A 22,621-nucleotide genomic window follows, 5' to 3' on the forward strand; every position below is an offset into this window, starting at 1 on the left:
GCGCTCATGACTAGTGCGGCCAAAACCGAAACCGGCGACGAGGTTCGTCCGCCGGACATGGTGACGCTGACCATCGACGGCAACGAGATCAGCGTTCCCAAGGGAACTCTGGTGATCCGGGCGGCCGAGTTGATGGGCATTCAGATCCCGCGGTTCTGTGACCACCCGCTGCTCGAACCGGTCGGTGCGTGCCGGCAGTGTCTGGTCGAGGTCGAAGGCCAGCGCAAGCCGATGGCCTCGTGCACCACGGCCGCCACCGACGACATGGTGGTGCGCACCCAGCTCACGTCGGAGGCCGCCGACAAGGCCCAGCACGGCGTGATGGAACTGCTGCTCATCAACCACCCGCTGGACTGCCCGATGTGTGACAAGGGCGGCGAATGCCCGCTGCAGAACCAGGCAATGTCCAACGGCCGCGCCGATTCTCGCTTCACCGACGTCAAACGCACCTTCGCCAAGCCGATCAACATCTCTTCGCAGGTCCTGTTGGACCGGGAGCGTTGCATTCTGTGTGCGCGCTGCACGCGGTTCTCTGAGCAGATCGCCGGCGACCCCTTCATCGACATGCAGGAGCGAGGCGCCCTGCAGCAGGTCGGCATCTACGCCAACGAACCGTTCGACTCCTACTTCTCGGGCAACACCGTGCAAATCTGCCCGGTGGGCGCACTGACCGGAACCTCATATCGGTTCCGGGCCCGCCCGTTCGACCTGGTTTCCAGTCCCAGCGTTTGCGAGCACTGCGCTTCCGGGTGCGCGCAGCGCACCGACCACCGCCGCGGCAAGGTGTTGCGCCGACTGGCCGGCGACGATCCCGAGGTCAACGAGGAGTGGAACTGCGACAAGGGCCGGTGGGCGTTCACCTACGCAACCCAGACCGATGTGCTGACCACTCCCCTGATCCGCGACGCCGACGGCGCACTGCAACCGGCCTCGTGGTCGCACGCGATCGCCATCGCGACGAAGGGCCTCGAGGCGGCGCGTGGCCGCACGGGTGTGCTGGTCGGAGGCAGGGTGACCCTGGAGGACGCCTACGCCTACTCCAAGTTTGCGCGGATCGTCTTGGACACCAACGACATCGACTTCCGAGCCCGCCCGAGTTCTGCCGAGGAGGCCGACTTCCTCGCCGCCCGGGTCGCCGGCAAACCGATCACCGTCAGCTACGCCGATCTGGAATCGGCGCCGGTAGTCGTCCTGGCCGGATTCGAGCCCGAAGACGAGTCGCCCATCGTGTTCCTGCGGTTGCGCAAGGCGGCCCGCAAAAACGGGTTGCCGGTCTACGCGATCGCGCCGTTCGCCACCCGCGCGCTGACCAAGATGTCCGGGCGGCTGATCAAAACCGTTCCCGGCGCCGAAGCTTCGGCGCTGGACGGGTTGGCCACCGGCGAGGTGGGTGATCTGCTCTCCACCCCGGGCGCGGTCATCATGGTCGGCGAGCGGTTGGCCACGGTACCGGGCGGATTGTCCGCCGCGGCCCGGCTTGCCGACGCCACCGGTGCACGTGTGGCCTGGGTGCCGCGACGTGCCGGCGAGCGGGGCGCGCTGGAGGCCGGCGCCCTGCCGGGGCTGTTGCCCGGTGGCCGCCCGGTCGACGACGAGACCGCCCGGGCGCAGGTCGCCCAGGCGTGGAACGTGTCCGAATTACCCTCCGGCAGTGGGCGTGACGCCGACGCAATCCTGGCCGCCGCCACCGACGGCACGCTGGGTGCACTGCTGGTAGGCGGTGTCGAGCCCGACGACTTCACCGATCCGGAAGCGGTGCTGGCGGCGCTGGACGGCGTCGGCTTCGTGGTCAGCTTGGAGTTACGCCACAGCGCGGTCACCGAACGCGCCGATGTCGTGTTCCCGGTCGCGCCGACGACACAGAAGGCCGGTGCCTTCGTCAACTGGGAGGGCCGCTTGCGGCCGTTTGAAGCGGCGCTGCGCGGCACCGCACAGCACGCCAGCCAATCCGACCATCAGGTGCTCGATACGCTGGCCGACGAGTTGGGCGTGTATCTGGGAATGTCCAGCCTCGAGACGGCCCGCGAAGAACTGGCCGCGCTGCGGCACTGGGACGGCAAGCGTGCCGCGAACCCCGACGTCGCGGCTCCGGAGCCCGCCCAGCCCGCCGCGGGAGAGGCGGTATTGGCCGGCTGGCGGATGTTGCTGGACAACGGCCGAATGCAAGACGGTGAGCCACATCTGGCGGGAACCGCGCGCAAACCCTTCGCCCGGTTGTCCGCCGATACGGCCGCCGAAATCGGCGCCGCAGACGGCGACGCGGTCACGGTCAGCACGTCGCACGGATCCATCAGCCTGCCGCTGATGATCACCGACATGCCCGACCGGGTGGTGTGGCTTCCGATGCATTCGCCCGGTTCGGCGGTACACCGAAAACTCGGCGTATCCCCCGGCAGCACAGTCAAGATCGGAGCCGGCGAATGACAGCCTTGACCGCCTTCGGGCACGACACCTGGTGGTTGGTGCTCGGCAAGGCACTGGCGATCTTCGTCTTCCTCATGCTGAACGTGCTGGTGGCGATTCTGCTCGAACGCAAGATCCTCGGCTGGATGCAGCTGCGGCCCGGACCCAATCGGGCGGGACCATGGGGCGTCCTGCAGAGCCTGGCCGACGGAATCAAGTTGGCGCTCAAGGAAACCATCACCCCTGGCGGGGTAGACAAGTTCGTCTACTTCGCGGCGCCGGTCATCTCCACGATTCCGGCGTTCACCGCCTTCGCCTTCATTCCGTTCGGTCCGGTGGTGTCGGTGTTCGGTCACCGCACACCGTTGCAGCTGACCGACCTGCCGGTCGCGGTGCTGTTCATTTTGGGGCTTTCGGCGATCGGCGTCTACGGAATCGTGCTGGGCGGTTGGGCTTCCGGGTCCACCTACCCGCTGCTGGGCGGGGTGCGCTCCACCGCCCAGGTCATCTCCTACGAGGTGGCGATGGGGCTGTCGTTCGCGGCGGTCTTCCTCTACGCCGGCTCCATGTCGACGTCGCAGATCGTCGCCGCCCAGGACCGGGTCTGGTACGTGTTCCTGTTGCTCCCGTCGTTCGTGATCTACCTCATCTCGATGGTTGGCGAAACCAACCGGGCGCCTTTCGATTTGCCCGAGGCCGAGGGTGAGCTGGTCGCGGGATTCCACACCGAGTACTCGTCACTGAAGTTCGCGATGTTCATGCTGGCCGAATACGTCAACATGATGACGGTTTCGTCGCTGGCCACCGTCCTGTTCTTCGGTGGCTGGCACGCGCCGTGGCCGCTTAACATGTGGGCCGGCGCCAACACCGGGTGGTGGCCGGTGTTGTGGTTCACCGCGAAGATGTGGACCTTCCTGTTCATCTATTTCTGGTTGCGGGCCTCGCTGCCCCGGCTGCGCTACGACCAGTTCATGGGGTTGGGCTGGAAGCTGCTGATCCCGGCCTCACTGGTTTGGGTGCTGATCGCCGCCGTGATTCGCACGCTGCAGAACCAGGGTTATCAGCATTGGACCCCGATCCTGGTGGCCAGCAGCATCGTGTTCGCCACGGTGCTCGTGCTGGTGCTGCGAAAGCCGTTCAGCGCGCCGGGTATTCGCGCGCTGGAGAAACAGCTGCGCCGCGAGGCGAAGAACCTCCCGGCCGCACCAGGCCCCACTTCGGTATTCCCGACACCGCCGCTGCCAGCGACAGCCCAGAAATCCCTGGCGGCCGCGAGCAAGGAGAAAGCACGTGGCTAAATTCTTGGACGCCGTAGCCGGATTCGGCGTGACGTTCGGATCGATGTTCAAAAAGAATGTCACCGAGGAGTATCCGGAAAAGCCGGGCCCCGTCGCACCGCGCTATCACGGCCGCCACCAGCTCAACCGCTACCCCGACGGTCTGGAGAAATGCATCGGGTGCGAATTGTGCGCCTGGGCATGCCCTGCCGACGCGATCTACGTCGAGGGCGCGGACAACACCGAGGAACTCAGGTATTCGCCCGGGGAACGCTACGGCCGGGTCTACCAGATCAACTACCTGCGATGCATCGGCTGCGGACTGTGCATCGAGGCCTGCCCTACCCGGGCGCTGACAATGACCAATGACTACGAGATGGCCGACGACAACCGCGCCGACCTGATCTACGAAAAGGACCGGCTGCTGGCGCCGCTGCTGCAAGACATGCTCGCGCCACCGCACCCCAGGACCGCCGGCGCCACCGACAAGGACTATTACCAGGGCAATGTGACCGCACAGGGCTTGCGGGAGATCCAGCAGACCGGAGACTCCCGGTGACCGGATTGACCGGCCACGCCATTGCCGTGGCGTCCAGCTTCGCCGAAGACACCATCATCCGCACGTCCACCGGCGAAGCGGTCGCCTTCTGGGTGCTGGGCGTCCTGGCCGTGATCGGCGCGATCGGGGTGGTAACCGCGGTCAACGCCGTGTACTCGGCGATGTTTTTGGCGATGACCATGATCGTCCTGGCCGTCTTCTACATGATCCAGGACGCACTGTTCTTGGGTGTAGTTCAGGTCGTCGTCTACACCGGCGCGGTCATGATGCTGTTCTTGTTCGTGCTGATGCTCATCGGTGTGGACTCCGCGGAATCGCTCAAGGAGGCGCTGCGCGGTCAGCGCATCGCCGGCGTGGCGGCCGGTATGGGGTTCGGCATTCTGCTCATCGCCGCCATTGGCAACGTGGCCACCGGCGGTTTCGCCGGCCTGACCACCGCCAACGCCAACGGCAACGTGGAAGGGCTGGCGGCGCTTATCTTTTCGCGGTACGTGTGGGCATTCGAGCTGACCAGCGCGCTGCTGATCACGGCGGCCATCGGCGCAATGGTGCTGGCGCACCGCGAGCGGTTCGAGCGCCGCAAGACGCAGCGCGAGTTCTCCCAGGAACGTTTCCAGCCGGGCGGGCACCCCACGCCGATGCCCAGCCCCGGTGTCTACGCACGCCACAACGCCGTCGACGTGGCCGCGTTGCTGCCGGACGGCTCGTACTCGAAGCTTTCGGTGTCGCCGATACTGCAAAGCCGCGGCGCCGACGGCAAGAAGACCCCGTCCACCGAGCCGAGCCCGAGTCTCTCCCAAGGCGGTACGTCGTGAATCCGGCTAATTACCTGTATCTTTCGGCGCTGCTGTTCACCATCGGGGCCTCCGGTGTGTTGTTGCGCCGCAACGCCATCGTGATGTTCATGTGCGTCGAGCTGATGCTCAACGCGGTCAACCTCGCGTTCGTCACGTTCGCGCGGATGCACGGCCACCTGGACGGGCAGATGATCGCGTTCTTCACGATGGTCGTCGCCGCCTGCGAAGTGGTCATCGGCCTGGCAATCATCATGACCATCTTCCGTACCCGCAAATCGGCGTCCGTCGACGACGCGAATCTACTCAAAGGCTGAGAAGCGCCACAGTGACGAACCTTATTGGGACTCAATCCACCTGGCTGCTGGTGGCGCTGCCATTGGCTGGCGCCGCAATCCTGCTGTTCGGCGGGCGACGCACCGACCGGTGGGGGCATTGGCTGGGCTGCGCTACCGCGCTCGCGGCATTCGGGGTGGGCCTGAGTCTGCTGGGCGAGTTGCTCGGCCGCGCCGCCGACCACCGCTTCATCCACCAGACGGTGTTCAGCTGGATCCCCGTCGGCCAGCTCCGGGTGGACCTTGGGTTGCAAATCGACCAGCTGTCGGTGTGTTTCGTACTGCTGATCTCCGGGGTCGGGTCACTGATCCACATCTATTCGGTCGCCTATATGGCCGAAGACTTAGACCGCCGAAGGTTTTTCGGCTATCTCAACCTGTTCCTGGCCTCGATGCTGCTGCTGGTCGTCGCCGACAACTACGTGGTGCTCTATGTCGGCTGGGAAGGCGTCGGGCTGGCGTCGTACCTGCTGATCGGGTTCTGGTACCACAAGCCGACGGCGGCCACCGCGGCCAAGAAGGCATTCGTGATGAACCGGGTCGGCGACGCCGGGCTGGCCCTGGGAATGTTCTTGATGTTCAGCACCTTCGGCACCCTGTCGTATGCCGGGGTTTTCGCCGGCGCACCGGCGGCCGGGCGCGGCGCGCTGACCGCCATGGGATTGCTGTTGCTGTTGGGCGCCTGCGCCAAGTCCGCGCAAGTCCCGCTGCAGGCCTGGCTGGGTGACGCCATGGAGGGCCCGACGCCGGTGTCCGCGCTGATCCACGCCGCCACCATGGTGACCGCCGGGGTCTATCTGATCGTGCGGTCCAACCCGCTGTACAACCTGTCCCCCGATGCGCAGCTGGCCGTGGTCATCGTGGGTGCGGTCACGCTGCTGCTCGGAGCGTTCATCGGTTGCGTCAAGGACGACATCAAGCGGGCGCTGGCGGCATCGACGATGAGCCAGATCGGCTACATGGTGCTCGCGGCCGGCCTGGGTCCGGCGGGCTACGCCTTCGCGATCATGCACCTACTAACCCACGGTTTCTTCAAGGCCGGCCTGTTCCTCGGCTCCGGCGCGGTGATTCACGCGATGCACGAAGAACAGGACATGCGCCGCTACGGCGGACTGCGTGCGGCGCTGCCCATCACGTTCGTCACCTTCGGTCTGGGATACCTGGCCATCATCGGTGTGCCGCCGTTCGCCGGCTTCTACTCCAAGGACGCCATCATCGAGGCCGCGCTCGGCACCGGCGGCATCCGCGGCTACCTGCTGGGCGGCGCGGCGCTGCTGGGTGCCGGCGTCACCGCGTTCTACATGACGCGCGTGATGCTGATGACCTTCTTCGGCAAGAAGCGCTGGGCGCCGGGCGCCCACCCCCACGAGGCGCCGGGCCTGATGACGTGGCCGATGATCCTGCTGGCCCTCGGCTCGGTGTTCTCCGGTGGCCTGCTGGCGGTGGGCGGCACCCTGCAACGCTGGCTCGAACCCGTCGTCGGAAAGCACGAAGAAGTCACCCACGCCGCCCCGGCCTGGGTGAGCACCGCGCTGGCACTGGGTGTGGTCGTCATCGGCATCGCGGTGGCCTACCGGTTGTACGCGAACACACCGATCCCCCGGGTGGCTCCGCTCTCGGTCTCCGCGTTGACGACGGCGGTGCGCAAGGACTTCTACGGCGACGCCTTCAACGAGGAGGTGTTCATGCGACCCGGCGCGCAACTGACTCACGCGCTTGTCGACGTCGACAACGCGGGTGTCGACGGCTCGGTCAACGCGCTGGCGGCACTGGTGAGTTCGACGTCAAATCGGCTGCGGGGGCTGCAAACCGGCTTCGCCCGCAACTACGCATTGTCGATGCTGACGGGCGCGGTGCTGGTGGTCGCGCTGATCCTGGCGGTGAAACTGTGGTGAGCCGGGCCGACGACCACGCGAAGCGAAGCGATGTAGAGGAGCGGCGCCGGTGAATAACGTTCCGTGGCTGAGCGTGCTGTGGCTGGTGCCGCTGGCCGGCTCCGTGCTGATCATCCTCATGCCGCCCGGGTTGCGACAGCTCGCCAAGTGGACGGGTCTGGTCTTCGGCGTCCTGACCCTGGCGGTGGCGGTCGTCGTCACCGTCGGGTTCAAGTCCGGTGGCGCGCCGTATCAATTCGTCGAAAGCCACCAGTGGATACCGGCTTTCGGTGCCGGCTACACCCTGGGAGTGGACGGCATCGCGGTGGTGCTGGTGCTGCTGACCGCGGTGCTGATTCCGGTGCTACAGGTGGCCGGCTGGAACGACGGGGGCGAGCGCAGCCGCAGCGTGCAGGCCTACATCGCGCTGACGCTGGCCATCGAGTCGATGGTGCTGATCTCGGTCGTCGCCCTGGACGTGTTGCTGTTCTACGTGTTCTTCGAGGCCATGCTCGTCCCGATGTACTTCCTGATCGGAGGTTTCGGCGGCGGCTCGGGCAGGTCACGCGCCGCGGTGAAGTTCTTGTTGTACAACCTGTTCGGCGGGCTGATCATGCTGGCCGCGGTCATCGGGCTGTATGTGGTGACCTCGCAGCACGGTTCGGGCACTTTCGACTTCCGCGAGATCGTGGCCGGTGTCGCTTCCGGCCGTTATGGCGCGGACTCCGCGGTGTTCAAGGCGTTGTTCCTGGGCTTCATGTTCGCGTTCGCGATCAAGGCCCCGCTGTGGCCGTTCCACCGCTGGCTGCCCGACGCCGCGGTCGAGGCCACCCCGGCGACCGCGGTGCTGATGATGGCGGTGATGGACAAGGTCGGCACCTTCGGCATGCTGCGCTACTGCCTGCAGCTGTTCCCCGGCGCCTCAACATATTTCCGGCCGCTGATCGTCGTGCTGGCGGTCATCGGGGTGATCTACGGCGCGATCGTCGCCATCGGCCAGACCGACATCATGCGCCTGATCGCCTACACCTCGATCTCGCACTTCGGATTCATCATCCTGGGCATCTTCGTGATGACCAGCCAGGGGCAGAGCGGGTCGACGCTCTACATGCTCAACCACGGCCTGTCCACGGCGGCGGTGTTCCTGATCGCCGGGTTCCTGATATCGCGGCACGGCGGCAGCCGGGCAATCGCCGACTACGGAGGCGTGCAGAAGGTGGCGCCCGTGTTGGCGGGCACCTTCCTGGTATCTGCCATGGCCACTCTGTCACTGCCCGGCCTCGCGCCGTTCATCAGCGAATTCCTGGTCCTGTTGGGAACTTTCAACCGGTACTGGCTGGCCGCCGGATTCGGGGTCACCGCGCTGGTGCTCTCGGCCGTCTACATGTTGTGGTTGTACCAGCGGGTGATGACCGGACCGGTGGCCGCCGGCAACGAGAAGATCGGCGATCTGCGCGCACGCGAATTGGTTGTCGTCGCACCGTTGATCGCGCTGCTGCTGGTGCTCGGGATCTACCCCAAGCCCGTACTCGACATCATCAATCCCGCCGTCGAGAACACCATGACCACCATCGGCCAGCACGACCCCAAGCCGACCGTCCCGATGGGAACACCCAGATCGGTCGACGTACCCCGGACCGCTGAAGGACCGCGATGACCCTCCCTACCCCGAGCATCGAGTACTTCCTGCTGTGCCCGACACTCATCGTGTTCGGCGTCGCTGTGGTGGGTGTCCTCGCGGAAGCGTTCCTGCCCAGGCGAATTCGCTACGCCGCGCAGGTGACGCTCGCCCTCGGCGGCTTGATCGCGGCGTTCGTCGCGGTCATCGCCGTGAGCCGCTCGATTCAGAGCTCCGGGCGCGCCGCGGTTTTGGGCGCCATGGCCATCGACCGGCCGACGCTGTATCTGCAGGGCACCGTGCTGCTGGTCGCGGTGATGGCGGTCATCTTCATCGCCGAACGCACCCAAGCCACGGCGGACAGCAAGATCTCCGTGGGCGTCGGCACGGCCGGCTCGGGTGGCCTGGACTCCTTTACCTCGCAGGCATCGGCGGTGCCCGACAGCGACGCCGAGCGGGAGGCCGAGCGGGCCGGAGCCGCCCAGACGGAGCTGTTCCCCCTGGCGCTGCTGTCGGTCGGCGGCATGATGGTCTTCCCCGCATCCAACGACCTGTTGACCATGTTCGTCGCGCTGGAAGTGTTGTCCCTGCCGCTGTACCTGATGTGCGGCCTGGCCCGTCATCGCCGCCTGCTCTCGCAGGAAGCGGCGATGAAATACTTTCTGCTGGGCGCATTTTCGTCGGCGTTCTTCCTCTACGGCGTGGCACTGCTTTACGGCGCGACCGGCACGCTGCTGCTGACCGGTATCCGCGATGCCCTTGCCGCGCGCGGCGACACGTCGATGGCGCTGGTCGGTGTGGCGCTGCTGTCGGTCGGTCTGCTGTTCAAGGTCGGCGCCGTTCCGTTCCACTCGTGGATTCCCGACGTGTACCAGGGTGCGCCCACCCCCATCACCGGATTCATGGCCGCCGCCACCAAGGTCGCGGCTTTTGGTGCGCTGCTTCGGGTGATCTACGTGGCGCTGCCGCCGCTGCACGATCAATGGCGCCCGGTGCTGTGGACCATCTCCATCCTGACCATGGCGGTGGGCACCATCACCGCGGTGAACCAGACCGACGTCAAACGCATGCTGGCCTATTCGTCGGTCGCCCACGTTGGATTCATCCTCACCGGAGTCATCGCCGACAACCACACGGGCCTGTCCGCCACGTTGTTCTATCTGCTGGCCTACAGCTTCAGCACCGTCGGCGCGTTCGCCATCGTCGGCCTGATCCGCGACGCCGACGGGGTCGAGGACGCCACCCTCTCGCACTGGGCGGGGCTGGGGCAGCGCTCACCCATTGTGGGCGTGATGTTTTCGATGTTCCTGTTGGCCTTCGCCGGCATCCCCCTGACCAGTGGATTCGTCAGCAAGCTCGCCGTGTTCAAGGCCGCCGCCCAGGGTGGCGCCGCGCCTCTGGTGATCGTCGGCGTGGTCGCCAGCGGGGTCGCCGCCTACTTCTACGTGCGGGTGATCGTGTCGATGTTCTTCACCGAAGCGACCGAGCACACCCCGCACGTGGTGGCGCCGGGCATCTTGAGCAAGGCCGCGATCGCGGTGTGCGCCGCGGTCACCGTGGTGCTGGGTATCTTCCCGCAGCCGCTGCTGGATCTTGCCGACCGGGCCGCGGTGCTGCTGCACTGACGCTGACGTCGGGCGTCAGCGGTCAGCTCATGAACGGCCGGATCGCCAGCAGGTAAATCACCAACGCCCCCAGCGGGGCGACCAACGGCAACCACGGCAATTGCAGGGGAAACGACGTCGCAACCAATCCGGCGAACGTAAACCCCAGGGCGCCAACCGCGGTCGGCCAGCTGTCCAGCACCACCGGGGCGGATGTACCGTCCGCGTGGCGGCACACCAGGTAGGCGGCGGCGCACAAGCCGGACAGCGCGACGAACATCACCGGCGGGCTGGACAGCGCGACGGTAACCGCCGCCAGCAGTACGGCAACCGTTGCGGCGCGACGCAATACCGTGCCAACGGCGACCGCAATCAGCGCCGCCACCCAGGCGATAACGGCGGATCCGTGCCACCCGTCGGCGGCCAGTCCCACCATCAGCAGACCGAAACCCGTCGCGAACACGGGTGCCCCTACCCGTGCCAACGTCACCACGCCGCCGCTATCCACGTAACCTCCCCCGCACCCGCCGACGTCGATCCGGCAACACACCCATCGACTGCTCCAGTCCGCTATCCCCCGGCCACGACACGATGTCCACGCCGATGGTGGCCATGTCCCGATACATGGCGGAGCGCTGCAGCGCCCACATCCGATCCACCAAGGGATCCTGTTTGTCTTCGAACGGCGAACTATCGAGAATGTCGACGGCCAGCACGATATGGCCCCGCTTGCGCAGATTGATCAACGCCAAGGCGAATTCGGTGTCGAGCAAGGTGGAGAACGCGATGACTATCGCCCCGGCGGGAACCGCCGCGCGCGGCGCCAACGTACCCGTGGTGTGTTCGAAGCCGTCACCGGCGCCAAGGACGGTGTCGAGCACCCGATAGAACTGGCGCTGCCCGATGTCGGCACCAAGCCAGCGCGGGTGGTTTCCCCCGAGGGCGACAATGCCGGCCCGGTCACCGTGCCGCAACGCGGTTTGCACCACTTGCGCCGCGCCCCGAACGACTCGTTCGGTGGCCTCGGTCGCCGGACCCGCGGGCTGCCGATACCCATCGATCAGCACCACCACGTCGGCGGCGCGGTCGGTCAACCGCTGTGTCACGTGCAGTTGGCCGCGACGCGCACTCACCGGCCAATTCACCGCGCGCAGTTGGTCACCGGGCACGTAAAGGCGAATGTCGGCGTATTCCACACCCGGACCGATATGGCGGGTCAGGTGGGCACCCAACCGGTCGAGCAGTTCGGTCTGCGGAATGGGAGTGGGTTGCGGCGGTGTCAACGGAAACACGATGACCTCGGCGGCCCCGACGACGGCCGTTCCGGTGAGCAGCCCACCGCGGGCAACGACGTCGATGCGGACCGCGATGGAATACCGACCCCAGCGCTGCACGGTTGCCGCGACGGTTTTCGCTTGGCCCGCATCGGATTCGGTGATTTCGATCTCCATGCCCGCGATGTCCGCAACGGTGAGCTGCACGGCCGAGGCCCCGTCTTCTTCCGTCACCCATACCCTGACGTGTGCCTGCTCGTTTTCGAAACAACGCTGGGTGTCGGGTTCACCGTGCACCCGAATCGTCGGGACCGGCCGTTGCCAACTGATCGAGCACAACACGCCGAGCAGTGGCGCCGCGAAGGCCATCAGCTGCCACTGGGCGCCGATCACGGCGGCGGCCATCGCAAACCCCGCGCAAGTGGCGATCGCCTTCGTCAATTCCGATGCGCGCCAGCGGAATTCGGCTCCAACGCTATGAGTCACGCCTGGCTCATCCGGGCTCTTGAGCACTGGCGCCGGTTCGCGGCACCGGCAGGCGGTGCAACAACTCTCCGATAACGTCGGCGCCCTGGATCTTTCGTACCCACATTTCCGGGCGCAGGGTGATCCGGTGTGAGACCGCCGCGATAGCGAGCGCCTTCACATCCTCGGGGATGACGTAGTCGCGGCCCAGCAGCAGCGCGCGGGCACGGGCGAGTTGCACCAGATCGAATTCGGCGCGGGGACTGGCCCCGACAGCAACCTGCGGATGGTGTCGCGTCGCGTTGGCCAGCGACACCACGTAGTGCAGGACGTCTTCGTGCACGGTCACCTGCTCGACCGATTCACGCATGGCCACCAGGTCGCGGGCATCCACCACCTGGTTGACCGTCGGTTCTGCCGAACCGCGTTCGAGGCGGCGGCGCAGCATCGACGTCTCGTCCCGCTCGCTCAGATAGCGCAATTCCAGCCGGATCGCGAACCGGTCGAGTTGCGCCTCGGGAAGCGGATACGTGCCCTCGTACTCGATCGGGTTGTCGGTGGCCAACACAATGAAAGGCTTTGGCAGTTGGTGTGTTTCGCCGTCGATGCTGACTTGGCCTTCGGCCATCGCCTCCAGCAGCGCGGCTTGGGTTTTCGGCGGCGTGCGATTGATCTCGTCGGCCAGCAACAAGTTGGTGAAGATGGGGCCGGGCCGGAACGCGAAGCGACCGGACTGCATGTCGTAGATCGTCGAGCCGAGCAGGTCCGCGGGCAACAGATCGGGTGTGAACTGCACCCGAGTGAATTGCAGACCCAGCGCGGCGGCGAAGGATCTCGCGATGAGCGTCTTGCCCAAGCCGGGCAGGTCTTCGATGAGAATGTGACCGCGCGCGAGGACCGTGGTGAGGATAAGCCGCAGCGCGGAGCGTTTTCCCACCACCACCCGTTCTATTTCGTCGAGAATCGCCTCGCAATGGGCGGTCGTGGTTGCGGCCGGCAGCGTCATGTTCGGATCGCGCCTCCTGTCATACCTGCTCCAACTTTTGCAGAATGTCTTGCAGCGCCGCACGGCCCGGACCAGGTTCGCGGTCACCGCTGCGGGTGACGTTGTTGGGATTGACCCATTCCCACAGCTCCACACCGAAGAGCATGCGCCCGGTTGCGTGGTAACCCGCCGGGTCTTTGGATTGCCTTTGGCCAGTTGTCATCTCGTACCGGCGCGCGAGCATCGGGCGCAGATGCCGGTCCCAGTCGGCCCGGGTGGACTCCGACCACCGGATCGTCGTCTCGGTGGTGGAAAGCCAGCGCCGCAACGAATCCCCGAGATCGTCGGCACCGGGTTCCGTGTCGGCATCGAATCCACGCGCCAGGGCACGACGGAGGCTCAGCAGCACAACAGCCAGCCCGACACCGGATGCCGCCAGTACCCAGCGTCGATCATGCTGCGTCAGGGCCAGCAGTTCTATGCCGATGATGAGGAAAACGCCCAGTGTCGTGGTCTTTTTCATGCGAAACTCCGCGAACCCAGCTCGTCGAGGACCAATCGAAGGACGCGCACCGCGATGTCGCGGTGGTCCTCGTTCATCACGTGGGGGCTGAACCGTGCCTCGGCGAACAGGTTGACCAACTGGACAGCGTTGTCGGCGTGCAGGGCGTGGTGCTCGACCGCGCGGGCCAGTACCTCGGTCGGAGTGTCGAATTCCTGGGGGACGGCGCCAGGAACATGTGCGAGTTCACGTTCCATCGCGGCATAGCAGGCGATGATCGCCTCGCGCGGTTCGCGGCTCAGGTCTGTCATCTCGGCCAGTCCGCGTTCGGCCGCCCGCGCCAGTGACTCCGAACGCGCCGCCGGCGCTGGGGGTTCCACCGGCGCGTCGGCGACGCCGGTCGCCGCCGGACGCCAGCGCCGCCGGGCCGTGGCGACCGTTCCGGCGACCAACATCACCAACATGGCGACGGTGCAAGCAAGCAGTATCCCCAGCATGTTCTGCGAGCCGTCACGGGGACGACGTGAATGCTGCTGTGGGGGCGGTGCGGGCGCGTGCGTCGCCGGCGCAGCGCCGCGCTGCGGTGGTGAGGGGGCGGGAGCGAGGCCGTGCGGCCAGAGCCGCGCCAGCAGTATCGCGACAAGTAGCCAGGCCACGATCACGCCGAGTCCGATCAACAACACGCGCCAGCTCGGTCGTCCCTTACCGGTGCCGAGCGTGTCGGACAGTGCACCGGCACCCGGCGCGGGAGCGCGTGGATCTCGCAACCGCGCGACCACGGCGACCGCGATCAGCGCAAGCGTCACGGCGAGAGCCGCCACCACGAAGGCCAGCGCCGCCCGGCCGCCCGACTCGCTGCGCATCACATCGTGGCGAGCGGGAAGGTAGCCGCGCAGGGCGGCGGCGACCACGAGCAGCAGAACGATCAGGGCAACAACCCGCCCTGTCGGCTTGTCCATACCAGGCATTGGCACACCACTCGATTGGTTGCCTGCCGCCGTTGCGGCACTGACTTTCCCCATACTTGCACGTCAGGCTGCCCTAGGGCCAGGACGGGCGTGGCGGCTTATCCACAGTGGCCAGTTCATCCACATATTTCCCGTCTCCGCCCTTAACTCGAACGCGTGTTCGATACCGTGGCGGTGTGGGTCCTTGGTTGAACGCGGCACAGGCGCGGGAGCGAATCTGCGCCGCGCTCGACGCGGTCGATGCGGCTCACGAGGTGCTGCGTCAGACCTCATCGGAGGTGGTCGGCAACGCCTTTCGGGTCGACGTTGCCGAACGGCTGGAGTCCCAGGACCGCGTCAATCGCGGGCTGATGTATCGGATTTTCGGCGAAATCGCCGACCCGTCGGACGAGGCAGGGCGCGTACCCGTGGTGCGCAGCACGCTGTGGGCGCGGCTTCGCATCACGCCCAAGGAGGTCACGCGCCGCTTCAGGCTCGCGGCCCGTCTTCGGCCGCGCCGGTCGCTGACGGGTGCACCATTGGCAGCCGAATTCCCGGCTTTGGCGGCTGCTGTGGCCGCCGGCGCGGTCGGTGAGGACCACATCCGCGCCGTGTGTACCGCTGTGGACACGTTGCCGTCCTGCGTCTCCCCCTCAGATGCGTCGGACGCCGAGCGCACGCTGGTGCGGCACGCGACCAGACTCGATGCCGCCGTGGTTACCCAGCTGGGCCACCGGATCGCCGACTATCTCAATCCCGATGGCCGTTTCACCGAAGTCGATCGGGCCCGCCGCCGTGGGCTGCACCTGAGCCCACAAGGGCCCGACGGGATGTCGCGGCTGTCCGGTCTGCTGGATCCCGAGGCCCGCGCTTACTTCGAAGCCCTCGAAGCGGCGGTGCGGCCCGGCCGTCATCGACCCGGCGGTCCCGACAGCGATCCGCAGGCGTGCGATGACCGCACACCGGGCCAACGCCGTCACGATGCCCTCAAGGTCGGTCTCGAAACCGCCGTCGCCTCCGGCGATCTCGGGGCGCACCGTGGGCATCCCGTCACTGTGATCGCCACTACCACGCTGGCCGAACTCGACCAGGCCGCGCACGCGGTGGTCGACTCGTCAGTTCCGATGCCCGCTCCCGCACGCACCGGCGGCGGTTCCCGACTACCCATGCCGGATCTGATTCGCATGGCCGCCAAGGCCCTTCACTATCTTGCCGTGTTCGACGACCACACCGGCCGGCCGTTGTATCTGGGCCGCCAAAAGCGCATCGCCACCGCGGATCAACGCCTCATCTGCTATGCACGCGACCGCGGATGTACCCGCCCCGATTGCCTCGAACCTGGCTATCACTGCGAGGTTCACCACGCACCCGAATGGGCAGACGGCGGCCGGACGGATGCGGACAAGCTGTTTTTCGCCTGCGGATCCGACCACAGCGCGGTGGGCCGCGGCGAATGGAGCACCGTGGTGGCCGGCAACGGGCGACTTGGCTGGACCGATGGGAAGGGACCGCCCGACATCAACCACGCACACCATCCCGATGAGCTCCTGCGCGGCGATCCTGACCCACCCGAACGCGAATGATCATCCGCACAAAGATTATGCAGCCCTATCGCGATGTCCACGCGGTGACAGCGACCGCACCGGTCTAGTCCACCGCGAAGGGCCGGAAACTGCCGTCAAGGACCTGTTGGTGACCGATGGTGCGGCCGGTGACCTTGCCGGGATCGACCAGAGCTAATTCGACTGCTGCACGGGCGAATTCGTCCGCAGACGCGGTGTCATCGAAGTTGCGGGCATAGTAGGAAAGCCCCGGCGTGAGGATCGGTTTCGACGGCGACAGCGCATTGACCGCGATGTTGTGGTCGGCGAGGTCGAATGCCGCGCACTGGGTCAGGTGTTCGAGTGCGGCCTTGGATCCGCCATACCCGGGCAGCACCCCGCCGCGGCGGTCGGCGTACGGGCCATCGCCGGGCAGCCGGGACGCGACCGAGGTGATGTTGATGATCGAGCCGCCACCTGCCTCGATCATGTCGGGGCACACCATCTGCATCAGCTCGTAGGCCGCGAACACCGCGATGTCGAAATGCCGGCGATACGCGTGCAAGGGCGTGCTGACGAATCCCGGCCAGCCGGGTTTGGCGGCGGAGCCCCGTGGCTTGGCGGCCTTTTCGCGCGGTTGCGTGCCCGGCCCCGGTGGTCGGCCGGGTGCGGTAAAGGCCGCGTTGTTGACCAGAATCCCTACGGGACCCAATGCGTCTCGCGCCGATTCGACCAACCGGACAATTTGATCGCGGTCGGTCAAATCGGCCCGGACCGACACGGCCCGCCCGCCCGCCGCCGCGATGTCGGCGACCGTCTCGCCGATGGTTCCCGGCAACCGCTCGTCCCATACTTCTTCGGTACGCCCGGCAACCGCCACCGCGGCACCGTCGGCCGCCAGGGTCAACGCGATCGCCCGTCCCAGCCCACGGCTACCGCCGGTGACGATCGCGGCGCGGCCCGCAAGCCGTCCCGTCATCGCCGTACCCCGTGCACGACGATGGCCGTGGTCTGCTCCACCCACGCATCGTCGAGGTCTTCTCCCGGACGCAGCAGCACGCGCAGCATCGTCGATCCCCCGATCAACTCGATCAATCGGTCCGGATCCACGTCGGGATGGGCTTCGCCCCGGTCAACGGCCTCACGCAGCCGTACCCGCACCGCGGTGAACAAGTCCACGAATCGCGCCATCACTCGCGCGTTGAGCGCGGGGTCGGCCGTCATGTCGGCAACCAGACCGGGCAGCGCGGCGCGGACTACCGGGGTGGTGAAGACGTCACGAGTGGCCTCGATCATCATCCGCATGTCGGCAGCGATATCCCCGGCCGGCGACTCCAGCGCGGTCGGGGTGGTCGGGAAGGCCGCCTCGTGCACCAGTTCGGCCTTGCTCGACCACCGCCGGTAGAGCGCGGACTTCGTGGTGCCGGCGCGCTCGGCGACCGCGGCCAGACTGATGTTGGAATAGCCCGTTTGGACAAGCAGTTCCGCGGTCGCCGATAGGATGGCCGAGTCGATACGCGGATCGCGCGGGCGGCCGGCGCCGGAGGCCTTGTCAAGGCCGGACGGGTCTGCTTTCATAACGCTACCTACCGTATCGTAATTGCCTCAACGAAGGAGGCACCTTATGGCAACAGAACCGGCGCTTGACAAGGTCGACCGGCTCCAGCGCTCCAGCCGCGACGTCACGACGTTGCCGACGGTCATGTCACGCTGGCTCTCCACCGTACTGCCGGACGCCGCAAAACCCGAGGTGACCGTGGAAAGCGGCGTGGACTCGACGGGCATGTCGTCGGAGACCATCATCCTGACCACCCGCTGGCACGAGGACGGGCAGCCGAGGCAGCAGAAGCTGGTGGCGCGGGTGGCGCCCACCGCCGAGGATGTGCAGGTCTTCCCGACCTATCGGCTCGACCACCAATTCGATGTCATCCGCAAAGTGGGCGAGCTGACCGACGTGCCGGTGCCCCGGGTGCGCTGGCTGGAGAACACCGGTGCCGTGCTCGGCACGCCGTTCTTCGTGATGGACTACGTCGAGGGTGAGGTGCCGCCCGACGTCATGCCGTATACGTTCGGCGGCAACTGGTTCGCCGACGCGCCCGCCGAGCGGCAGCGCGAACTGCAGGACGCCACCGTCGGCGTCCTGGCCACATTGCACTCGATTCCGGACGCGCAGAACACCTTTGGCTTCCTCACCGAGGGCCAATCCGGTGACACCGCGATGCGCAGGCACTTCAACTGGGTGCGGTCCTGGTATGACTTCGCGGTACCCGACATCGGGCGATCGCCGTTGCTGGAGCGGACCTTCGACTGGCTGGAAGCCCACTGGCCGGCCGAGGCGGCCGCCGCCGAGCCGGTGCTGCTGTGGGGCGACGCCCGGATCGGCAACGTGTTGTACAACGACTTCCGGCCGGTGGCGGTGCTGGACTGGGAGATGGTGACGCTGGGCCCGCGCGAGCTCGATGTGGCGTGGATGATATTCGCACACATGGTCTTTCAAGAACTCGCGGGCCTGGCGACGCTACCGGGGCTGCCCGAAGTGATGCGAGAGGAGGACGTGCGCGCCACCTATGCGCGGGTGGCCGGCGTCGAAGTCGGCGACTTGCACTGGTTCTACGTGTATTCCGGCGTGATGTGGGCGTGTGTGTTCATGCGCACCGGAGCCCGCCGGGTGCACTTCGGCGAAACCGAAAAGCCCGACGACGTCGAATCGTTGTTCTATCACGCCGGATTGATGCGAAGGTTAATCGGAGAGGACCAGTAATGCTCGGACCGCTCGACGAGTTCCCGGTACACCAAATTCCCCAGCCGATCGCTTGGCCGGGCCCCTCGGACCGCAACTTCTACGACCGCTCCTACTTCAACGCCCACGACCGCACCGGGAACATCTTCGTGATCAGCGGCATCGGCTACTACCCCAACCTCGGGGTCAAGGATGCATTCCTGCTCATCAGGCGCGCAGATACCCAGACCGCCGTGCATCTTTCGGACGCCATCGATCAAGACCGGCTCAACCAGCACGTCAACGGTTACCGCGTCGAGGTCATCGAACCGCTGCACAAGCTCCGGATCGTACTCGACGAAACCGAAGGCATCGCAGCCGATCTCACCTGGAATGGCCTGTTCGACGTCGTCCAGGAGCAGCCGCACATCCTGCGGTCGGGCAACCGGGTCACCCTGGATGCGCAGCGCTTCGCACAGCTCGGCAGCTGGAGCGGGCACATCGTCATCGACGGCGAGGAAGTCACCGTCGACCCCAATACCTGGTTGGGCAGCCGCGACCGGTCCTGGGGCATCCGTCCGATCGGCGAGGCCGAGCCCGCGGGCCGACCCGCCGACCCGCCCTTCGAGGGCATGTGGTGGCTCTATGTACCCATGGCCTTCGAGGATTTCGCGATCGTGCTGATCATCCAGGAGGAGCCCAAGGGGTTCCGCTCGCTCAACGATTGCACCCGGATCTGGCGCGACGGCCGCGTCGAGCAGCTGGGCTGGCCGCGAGTCAAGATCCACTACCGCTCCGGCACCCGCATCCCGACCGGCGCGACGATCGACGCCACCACCCCCGACGGAACCCCGGTCCATTTCGACGTCGAGTCCAGGCTGCCGGTGCCCATCCACGTCGGCGGCGGCTATGGCGGCGACTCCGACTGGATACACGGCACCTGGAAGGGCGAAAAGTTCGCCGAGCGCCTGACTTACGACATGACTGACCCGGCCATCGTCGGCCGCGCCGGCTTCGGCGTGATAGACCATGTCGGCCGCGCGGTCTGCCGTGACGGCGGCGGCGAGCCGGTCGAGGGCTGGGGCCTGTACGAGCACGGGGCGCTGGGCCGGCACGACCCGTCGGGGTTCACCGACTGGTTGACGGTCGCGCCGTAGCAACTCAACGATCGCGCCGTGGCCGGTAGCCCCCCGGGTGCGCAGGTTGGGCGTGGTGCCGGCGGCCGCGGCCGAACTGGTCGGACTGGGGGCAGGACGTGTGGGAAGCACGTGGTCGCAGCGTAATTAACATAGCGAGGTCGGCATATGTTTGCCATCTCCGTGATGCGAACGCCGGGCGGTTCGCCCCTTAGCTTGCAGAATTCGCCGTGAAAACCGCAGAAATGCGGTTCACTAGACCGCGTGTCAAAACCGCCGCGAATGGTCGACGTCGTCGTGGTCGGTGCGGGCTTCGCCGGACTTGCCGCGGCGCGCGAGCTGACACAGCAAGGCCATGACGTGGCGGTCTTCGAGGGCCGCGACCGGGTCGGCGGACGGTCGCTGACCGGCAGTGTCGCCGGATTACCGGCAGATCTGGGCGGGACTTTCGTCGGGCCCACCCAAGACGCCGTCTTGGCGATGGCCGCCGAACTCGACGTACCGACCACCCCGACACACCACGACGGTAAGAACCTGATCCATTGGCGTGGGTGGACGCACGCGTATCACGGCACCATTCCGAAGCTTTCGCTGACCGGACTCCTGGACATCGGTCGGCTGCGGTGGCAGTTCGACAGGATTGCCCGCAGCATTCCGCTGGCGGCGCCCTGGAATGCCCGCCGTGCGCGCGAACTCGACGGCCTGTCGCTCGGCGGCTGGTTGCGCTCGGTGCGCGCGACCGCTTCCTCGCATGACCTGCTGGCAATCGTGGCGCGGGTGACCTGGGGATGTGAACCCGACGACGTGTCGATGCTGCACGCCGCGCGCTATGCGCACGCGGCCGGCGGACTGGACCGGCTTCTCGATGTGCAGGACGGTGCCCAACAGGACCGCTTCCCCGGGGGCACGCAACAGATCGCCGAGGCCGCGGCCGCCGAACTGGGCACCCGGGTGATGCTCAATGCCCCGGTGCGCCGTATTGAGCGGCACGGCGCAGGCGTCACCGTCACGACCGACCTCGGCGAGACCGAGGCCGGGTTTGTCATCGTGGCCATCCCGCCGGCCCATCGCGCCTCGATCGAGTTCACTCCCCCGCTGCCCGCCGAGTATGAGCAACTCGCCCGGCATTGGCCGCAGGGCCGGCTCAGTAAGGCCTACGCGGCCTATTCCACGCCGTTCTGGCGGACCAACGGGTTTTCGGGGCAGGCGCTGTCCGACGAGGGCCCCGTTTTCATCACCTTCGATGTCAGTCCGCACCCGGACGGCCCGGGCATCCTGATGGGTTTTGTGGACGCCCGCGCGTTCGACTCGCTACCCAGCGATCAGCGCCGCCGCGACGCGTTGCGCTGCTTCGCAACGCTTTTCGGTGATGATGCGCTCAAACCCCTGGACTATGTGGATCATCGTTGGGGGGTAGAGGAATTCGCGCCCGGCGGCCCCACCGCTGCGGTGCCGCCCGGGTCGTGGACGCGGTTCGGGCCCTGGCTGCGCGAACCGGTCGGGCCGATTCACTGGGCCGGCACCGAAACCGCTGACGAGTGGACGGGGTTCCTCGACGGGGCCATCAGATCAGGGCAGCGCGCGGCCGCCGAGATCACCGCCCTGCTATGAGCTGATCCGGCGGGTGGCCGCGTTGTGGACCGCCATCTCGGCGAGGCCACGCAACTGGCGGTTCACCTCGCGCGGGTGTTCCAGCATCGAGCAGTGCCCGCCGGGCAGTTCGACCAGCTCGATCAGGTTGGGTGCGGTGCGCGCGATCCTGCGGGACTGGCTGATCGGGGTCAGCCGGTCGCGTTCACTGCCGATGACCAACGTCGGCACGGTCAAACCGTCCAGGTTGAGATACCGAGAGCCCAGGGAGGCGACCAGTGCCCTGGCGCAGCCGGCCCGTCCCGCCGGTGACGTCTTCTCGAAGAGCTCGTAGACGAGGTTGGCGATACTCGGATCGGCGTCGCGCCCGGTGGCCAGCATCGCCACCACATAGCGGCTGGGGAGGCGGGCGGCTCCCGGGACTCCGAACCCGCCGAACGCGTTGATCAGGGCTCGCCCGGCGAGAACCCGGGCCGGCGACAATCCGTACGGCGCCGGCAGCAGCTGCACCTTGCGGATCAGATCACCGGTGGTGGTGTTGATCAGCGCGACGGCGTCCGCGCGCCGGGAGACCTTGTGCCGGTAGCGCTCCGACCAGGCGGCGATGGTGATGCCGCCCATGGAATGACCGGCCACCACCGCCCGCTCGTGCGGCGCCAGGGTCGCGTCCAGCACCGAATCCAGATCGGAGGCAAGGTGTTTGAGGCTGTAGTCCTTGGCCCGGGGCACGTCACTTCGACCGTGGCCGCGGTGATCGAATGCGATCACCCGGTAGTCGTTGGACAGGTCGGCGATCTGGTATGCCCACGCCCGGATCGCGCAGGTGATGCCGTGCGTCAACACAATCGGATAACCGTCGGCTGGGCCGAACACTTCCGCGTGCAGTCGGGTGCCGTCGGCCGCCCGAACCGGCACGGTCTCGCTCGGCGGCAGCTCATCGGGGAACGGGTCAGCTGTGCGAGTCGATCGTCGAGCACTCATCGCCGCTCCCCCTCCTC

Annotated in this window: 20 protein-coding genes; 12 read left to right on the plus strand and 8 right to left on the minus strand. The window is 66.8% G+C overall.

Going from position 1 to position 22,621, the window contains the following annotated elements; genetic code table 11:
- Positions 1-6 precede the first annotated feature (6 nt).
- Genes A5782_RS21430 through nuoN form a run of 8 tightly spaced genes read left to right on the plus strand, consistent with a single transcriptional unit; the run spans position 7 to position 10,485 of the window.
- Complete coding sequence (locus A5782_RS21430) at positions 7-2,424, plus strand: NADH-quinone oxidoreductase subunit G (protein WP_067104100.1); 2,418 nt, start codon at positions 7-9, stop codon at positions 2,422-2,424.
- A 5-nt stretch (positions 2,425-2,429) separates the two neighbouring features.
- A complete protein-coding gene (nuoH, locus tag A5782_RS21435; RefSeq protein WP_067104162.1) occupies positions 2,430-3,701 on the plus strand; it encodes an NADH-quinone oxidoreductase subunit NuoH in 1,272 nt (423 codons plus the stop codon).
- Positions 3,694-4,239, plus strand: coding sequence for an NADH-quinone oxidoreductase subunit NuoI (gene nuoI / locus A5782_RS21440; RefSeq protein WP_067104101.1), 546 nt, complete (start codon positions 3,694-3,696; stop codon positions 4,237-4,239). The genes nuoH and nuoI overlap by 8 nt, the downstream gene beginning before the upstream one ends.
- A 26-nt stretch (positions 4,240-4,265) precedes the next feature.
- On the plus strand, positions 4,266-5,054 hold the full coding sequence (locus A5782_RS21445) for an NADH-quinone oxidoreductase subunit J (RefSeq protein ID WP_197694304.1): 789 nt from the start codon (positions 4,266-4,268) through the stop codon (positions 5,052-5,054).
- Positions 5,051-5,350, plus strand: a complete 300-nt coding sequence (gene nuoK, locus A5782_RS21450; RefSeq protein WP_007772892.1) for an NADH-quinone oxidoreductase subunit NuoK — start codon at positions 5,051-5,053, stop codon at positions 5,348-5,350. Before A5782_RS21445 ends, nuoK begins: the two co-directional genes overlap by 4 nt.
- A gap of 11 nt (positions 5,351-5,361) precedes the next feature.
- Entirely contained in the window at positions 5,362-7,263 is a 1,902-nt protein-coding gene (nuoL, locus tag A5782_RS21455; RefSeq protein ID WP_067104103.1) for an NADH-quinone oxidoreductase subunit L, read from the plus strand.
- Positions 7,264-7,312: 49 nt separating this feature from the next.
- Positions 7,313-8,899 carry an NADH-quinone oxidoreductase subunit M gene (locus A5782_RS21460; protein WP_067104104.1) on the plus strand — a complete coding sequence of 529 codons (1,587 nt, stop codon included), beginning with the start codon at positions 7,313-7,315 and terminating at the stop codon, positions 8,897-8,899.
- Complete coding sequence (gene nuoN / locus A5782_RS21465) at positions 8,896-10,485, plus strand: NADH-quinone oxidoreductase subunit NuoN (protein WP_067104105.1); 1,590 nt, start codon at positions 8,896-8,898, stop codon at positions 10,483-10,485. Before A5782_RS21460 ends, nuoN begins: the two co-directional genes overlap by 4 nt.
- Before the next feature lie 22 nt (positions 10,486-10,507).
- Here nuoN and A5782_RS21470 read toward each other — a convergent pair whose 3' ends face one another.
- The 5 genes from A5782_RS21470 to A5782_RS21490 form a co-directional block, all read right to left on the minus strand.
- Complete coding sequence (locus A5782_RS21470; RefSeq protein WP_067104163.1) at positions 10,508-10,957, minus strand: hypothetical protein; 450 nt, start codon at positions 10,955-10,957, stop codon at positions 10,508-10,510.
- A gap of 7 nt (positions 10,958-10,964) precedes the next feature.
- A complete protein-coding gene (locus A5782_RS21475) occupies positions 10,965-12,143 on the minus strand; it encodes a DUF58 domain-containing protein (RefSeq protein WP_231986754.1) in 1,179 nt (392 codons plus the stop codon).
- A gap of 88 nt (positions 12,144-12,231) precedes the next feature.
- Entirely contained in the window at positions 12,232-13,209 is a 978-nt protein-coding gene (locus A5782_RS21480; protein WP_067104107.1) for a MoxR family ATPase, read from the minus strand.
- Between the two features lie 19 nt (positions 13,210-13,228).
- The gene (locus A5782_RS21485; protein ID WP_067104108.1) at positions 13,229-13,711 is read right to left on the minus strand and encodes a hypothetical protein; all 483 of its coding nucleotides are present in this window, start codon (positions 13,709-13,711) and stop codon (positions 13,229-13,231) included.
- On the minus strand, positions 13,708-14,649 hold the full coding sequence (locus A5782_RS21490; protein WP_067104109.1) for a DUF4129 domain-containing protein: 942 nt from the start codon (positions 14,647-14,649) through the stop codon (positions 13,708-13,710). The genes A5782_RS21485 and A5782_RS21490 overlap by 4 nt, the downstream gene beginning before the upstream one ends.
- A gap of 185 nt (positions 14,650-14,834) precedes the next feature.
- Between A5782_RS21490 and A5782_RS21495 the strand changes: the two genes are divergently transcribed.
- The gene (locus A5782_RS21495) at positions 14,835-16,220 is read left to right on the plus strand and encodes a 13E12 repeat family protein (protein ID WP_067104110.1); all 1,386 of its coding nucleotides are present in this window, start codon (positions 14,835-14,837) and stop codon (positions 16,218-16,220) included.
- Positions 16,221-16,284: 64 nt separating this feature from the next.
- Here the strand turns inward: A5782_RS21495 and A5782_RS21500 are convergent, their stop codons facing one another.
- Both A5782_RS21500 and A5782_RS21505 read right to left on the minus strand, forming a co-directional pair.
- The gene (locus tag A5782_RS21500) at positions 16,285-17,157 is read right to left on the minus strand and encodes an SDR family NAD(P)-dependent oxidoreductase (protein ID WP_067104111.1); all 873 of its coding nucleotides are present in this window, start codon (positions 17,155-17,157) and stop codon (positions 16,285-16,287) included.
- Positions 17,154-17,756 carry a TetR/AcrR family transcriptional regulator gene (locus A5782_RS21505; protein ID WP_067104112.1) on the minus strand — a complete coding sequence of 201 codons (603 nt, stop codon included), beginning with the start codon at positions 17,754-17,756 and terminating at the stop codon, positions 17,154-17,156. The genes A5782_RS21500 and A5782_RS21505 overlap by 4 nt, the downstream gene beginning before the upstream one ends.
- A gap of 46 nt (positions 17,757-17,802) precedes the next feature.
- On the opposite strand from A5782_RS21505, the gene A5782_RS21510 reads away from it, so the two are divergent.
- The 3 genes from A5782_RS21510 to A5782_RS21520 all read left to right on the plus strand — a co-directional run bounded on the left by A5782_RS21510 (position 17,803) and on the right by A5782_RS21520 (position 21,644).
- Positions 17,803-18,939, plus strand: a complete 1,137-nt coding sequence (locus A5782_RS21510; protein ID WP_067104113.1) for a phosphotransferase family protein — start codon at positions 17,803-17,805, stop codon at positions 18,937-18,939.
- Positions 18,939-20,054, plus strand: a complete 1,116-nt coding sequence (locus tag A5782_RS21515; RefSeq protein WP_067104114.1) for a hypothetical protein — start codon at positions 18,939-18,941, stop codon at positions 20,052-20,054. Before A5782_RS21510 ends, A5782_RS21515 begins: the two co-directional genes overlap by 1 nt.
- Before the next feature lie 261 nt (positions 20,055-20,315).
- Entirely contained in the window at positions 20,316-21,644 is a 1,329-nt protein-coding gene (locus tag A5782_RS21520) for a flavin monoamine oxidase family protein (RefSeq protein WP_369815665.1), read from the plus strand.
- Here A5782_RS21520 and A5782_RS21525 read toward each other — a convergent pair.
- The gene (locus A5782_RS21525) at positions 21,639-22,604 is read right to left on the minus strand and encodes an alpha/beta fold hydrolase (protein WP_067104116.1); all 966 of its coding nucleotides are present in this window, start codon (positions 22,602-22,604) and stop codon (positions 21,639-21,641) included. The genes A5782_RS21520 and A5782_RS21525 overlap by 6 nt on opposite strands.
- Positions 22,605-22,621 lie beyond the last annotated feature (17 nt).

The sequence above is a fragment of the Mycobacterium sp. 852002-40037_SCH5390672 genome (assembly GCF_001665875.1).
Lineage (GTDB): Bacteria > Actinomycetota > Actinomycetes > Mycobacteriales > Mycobacteriaceae > Mycobacterium.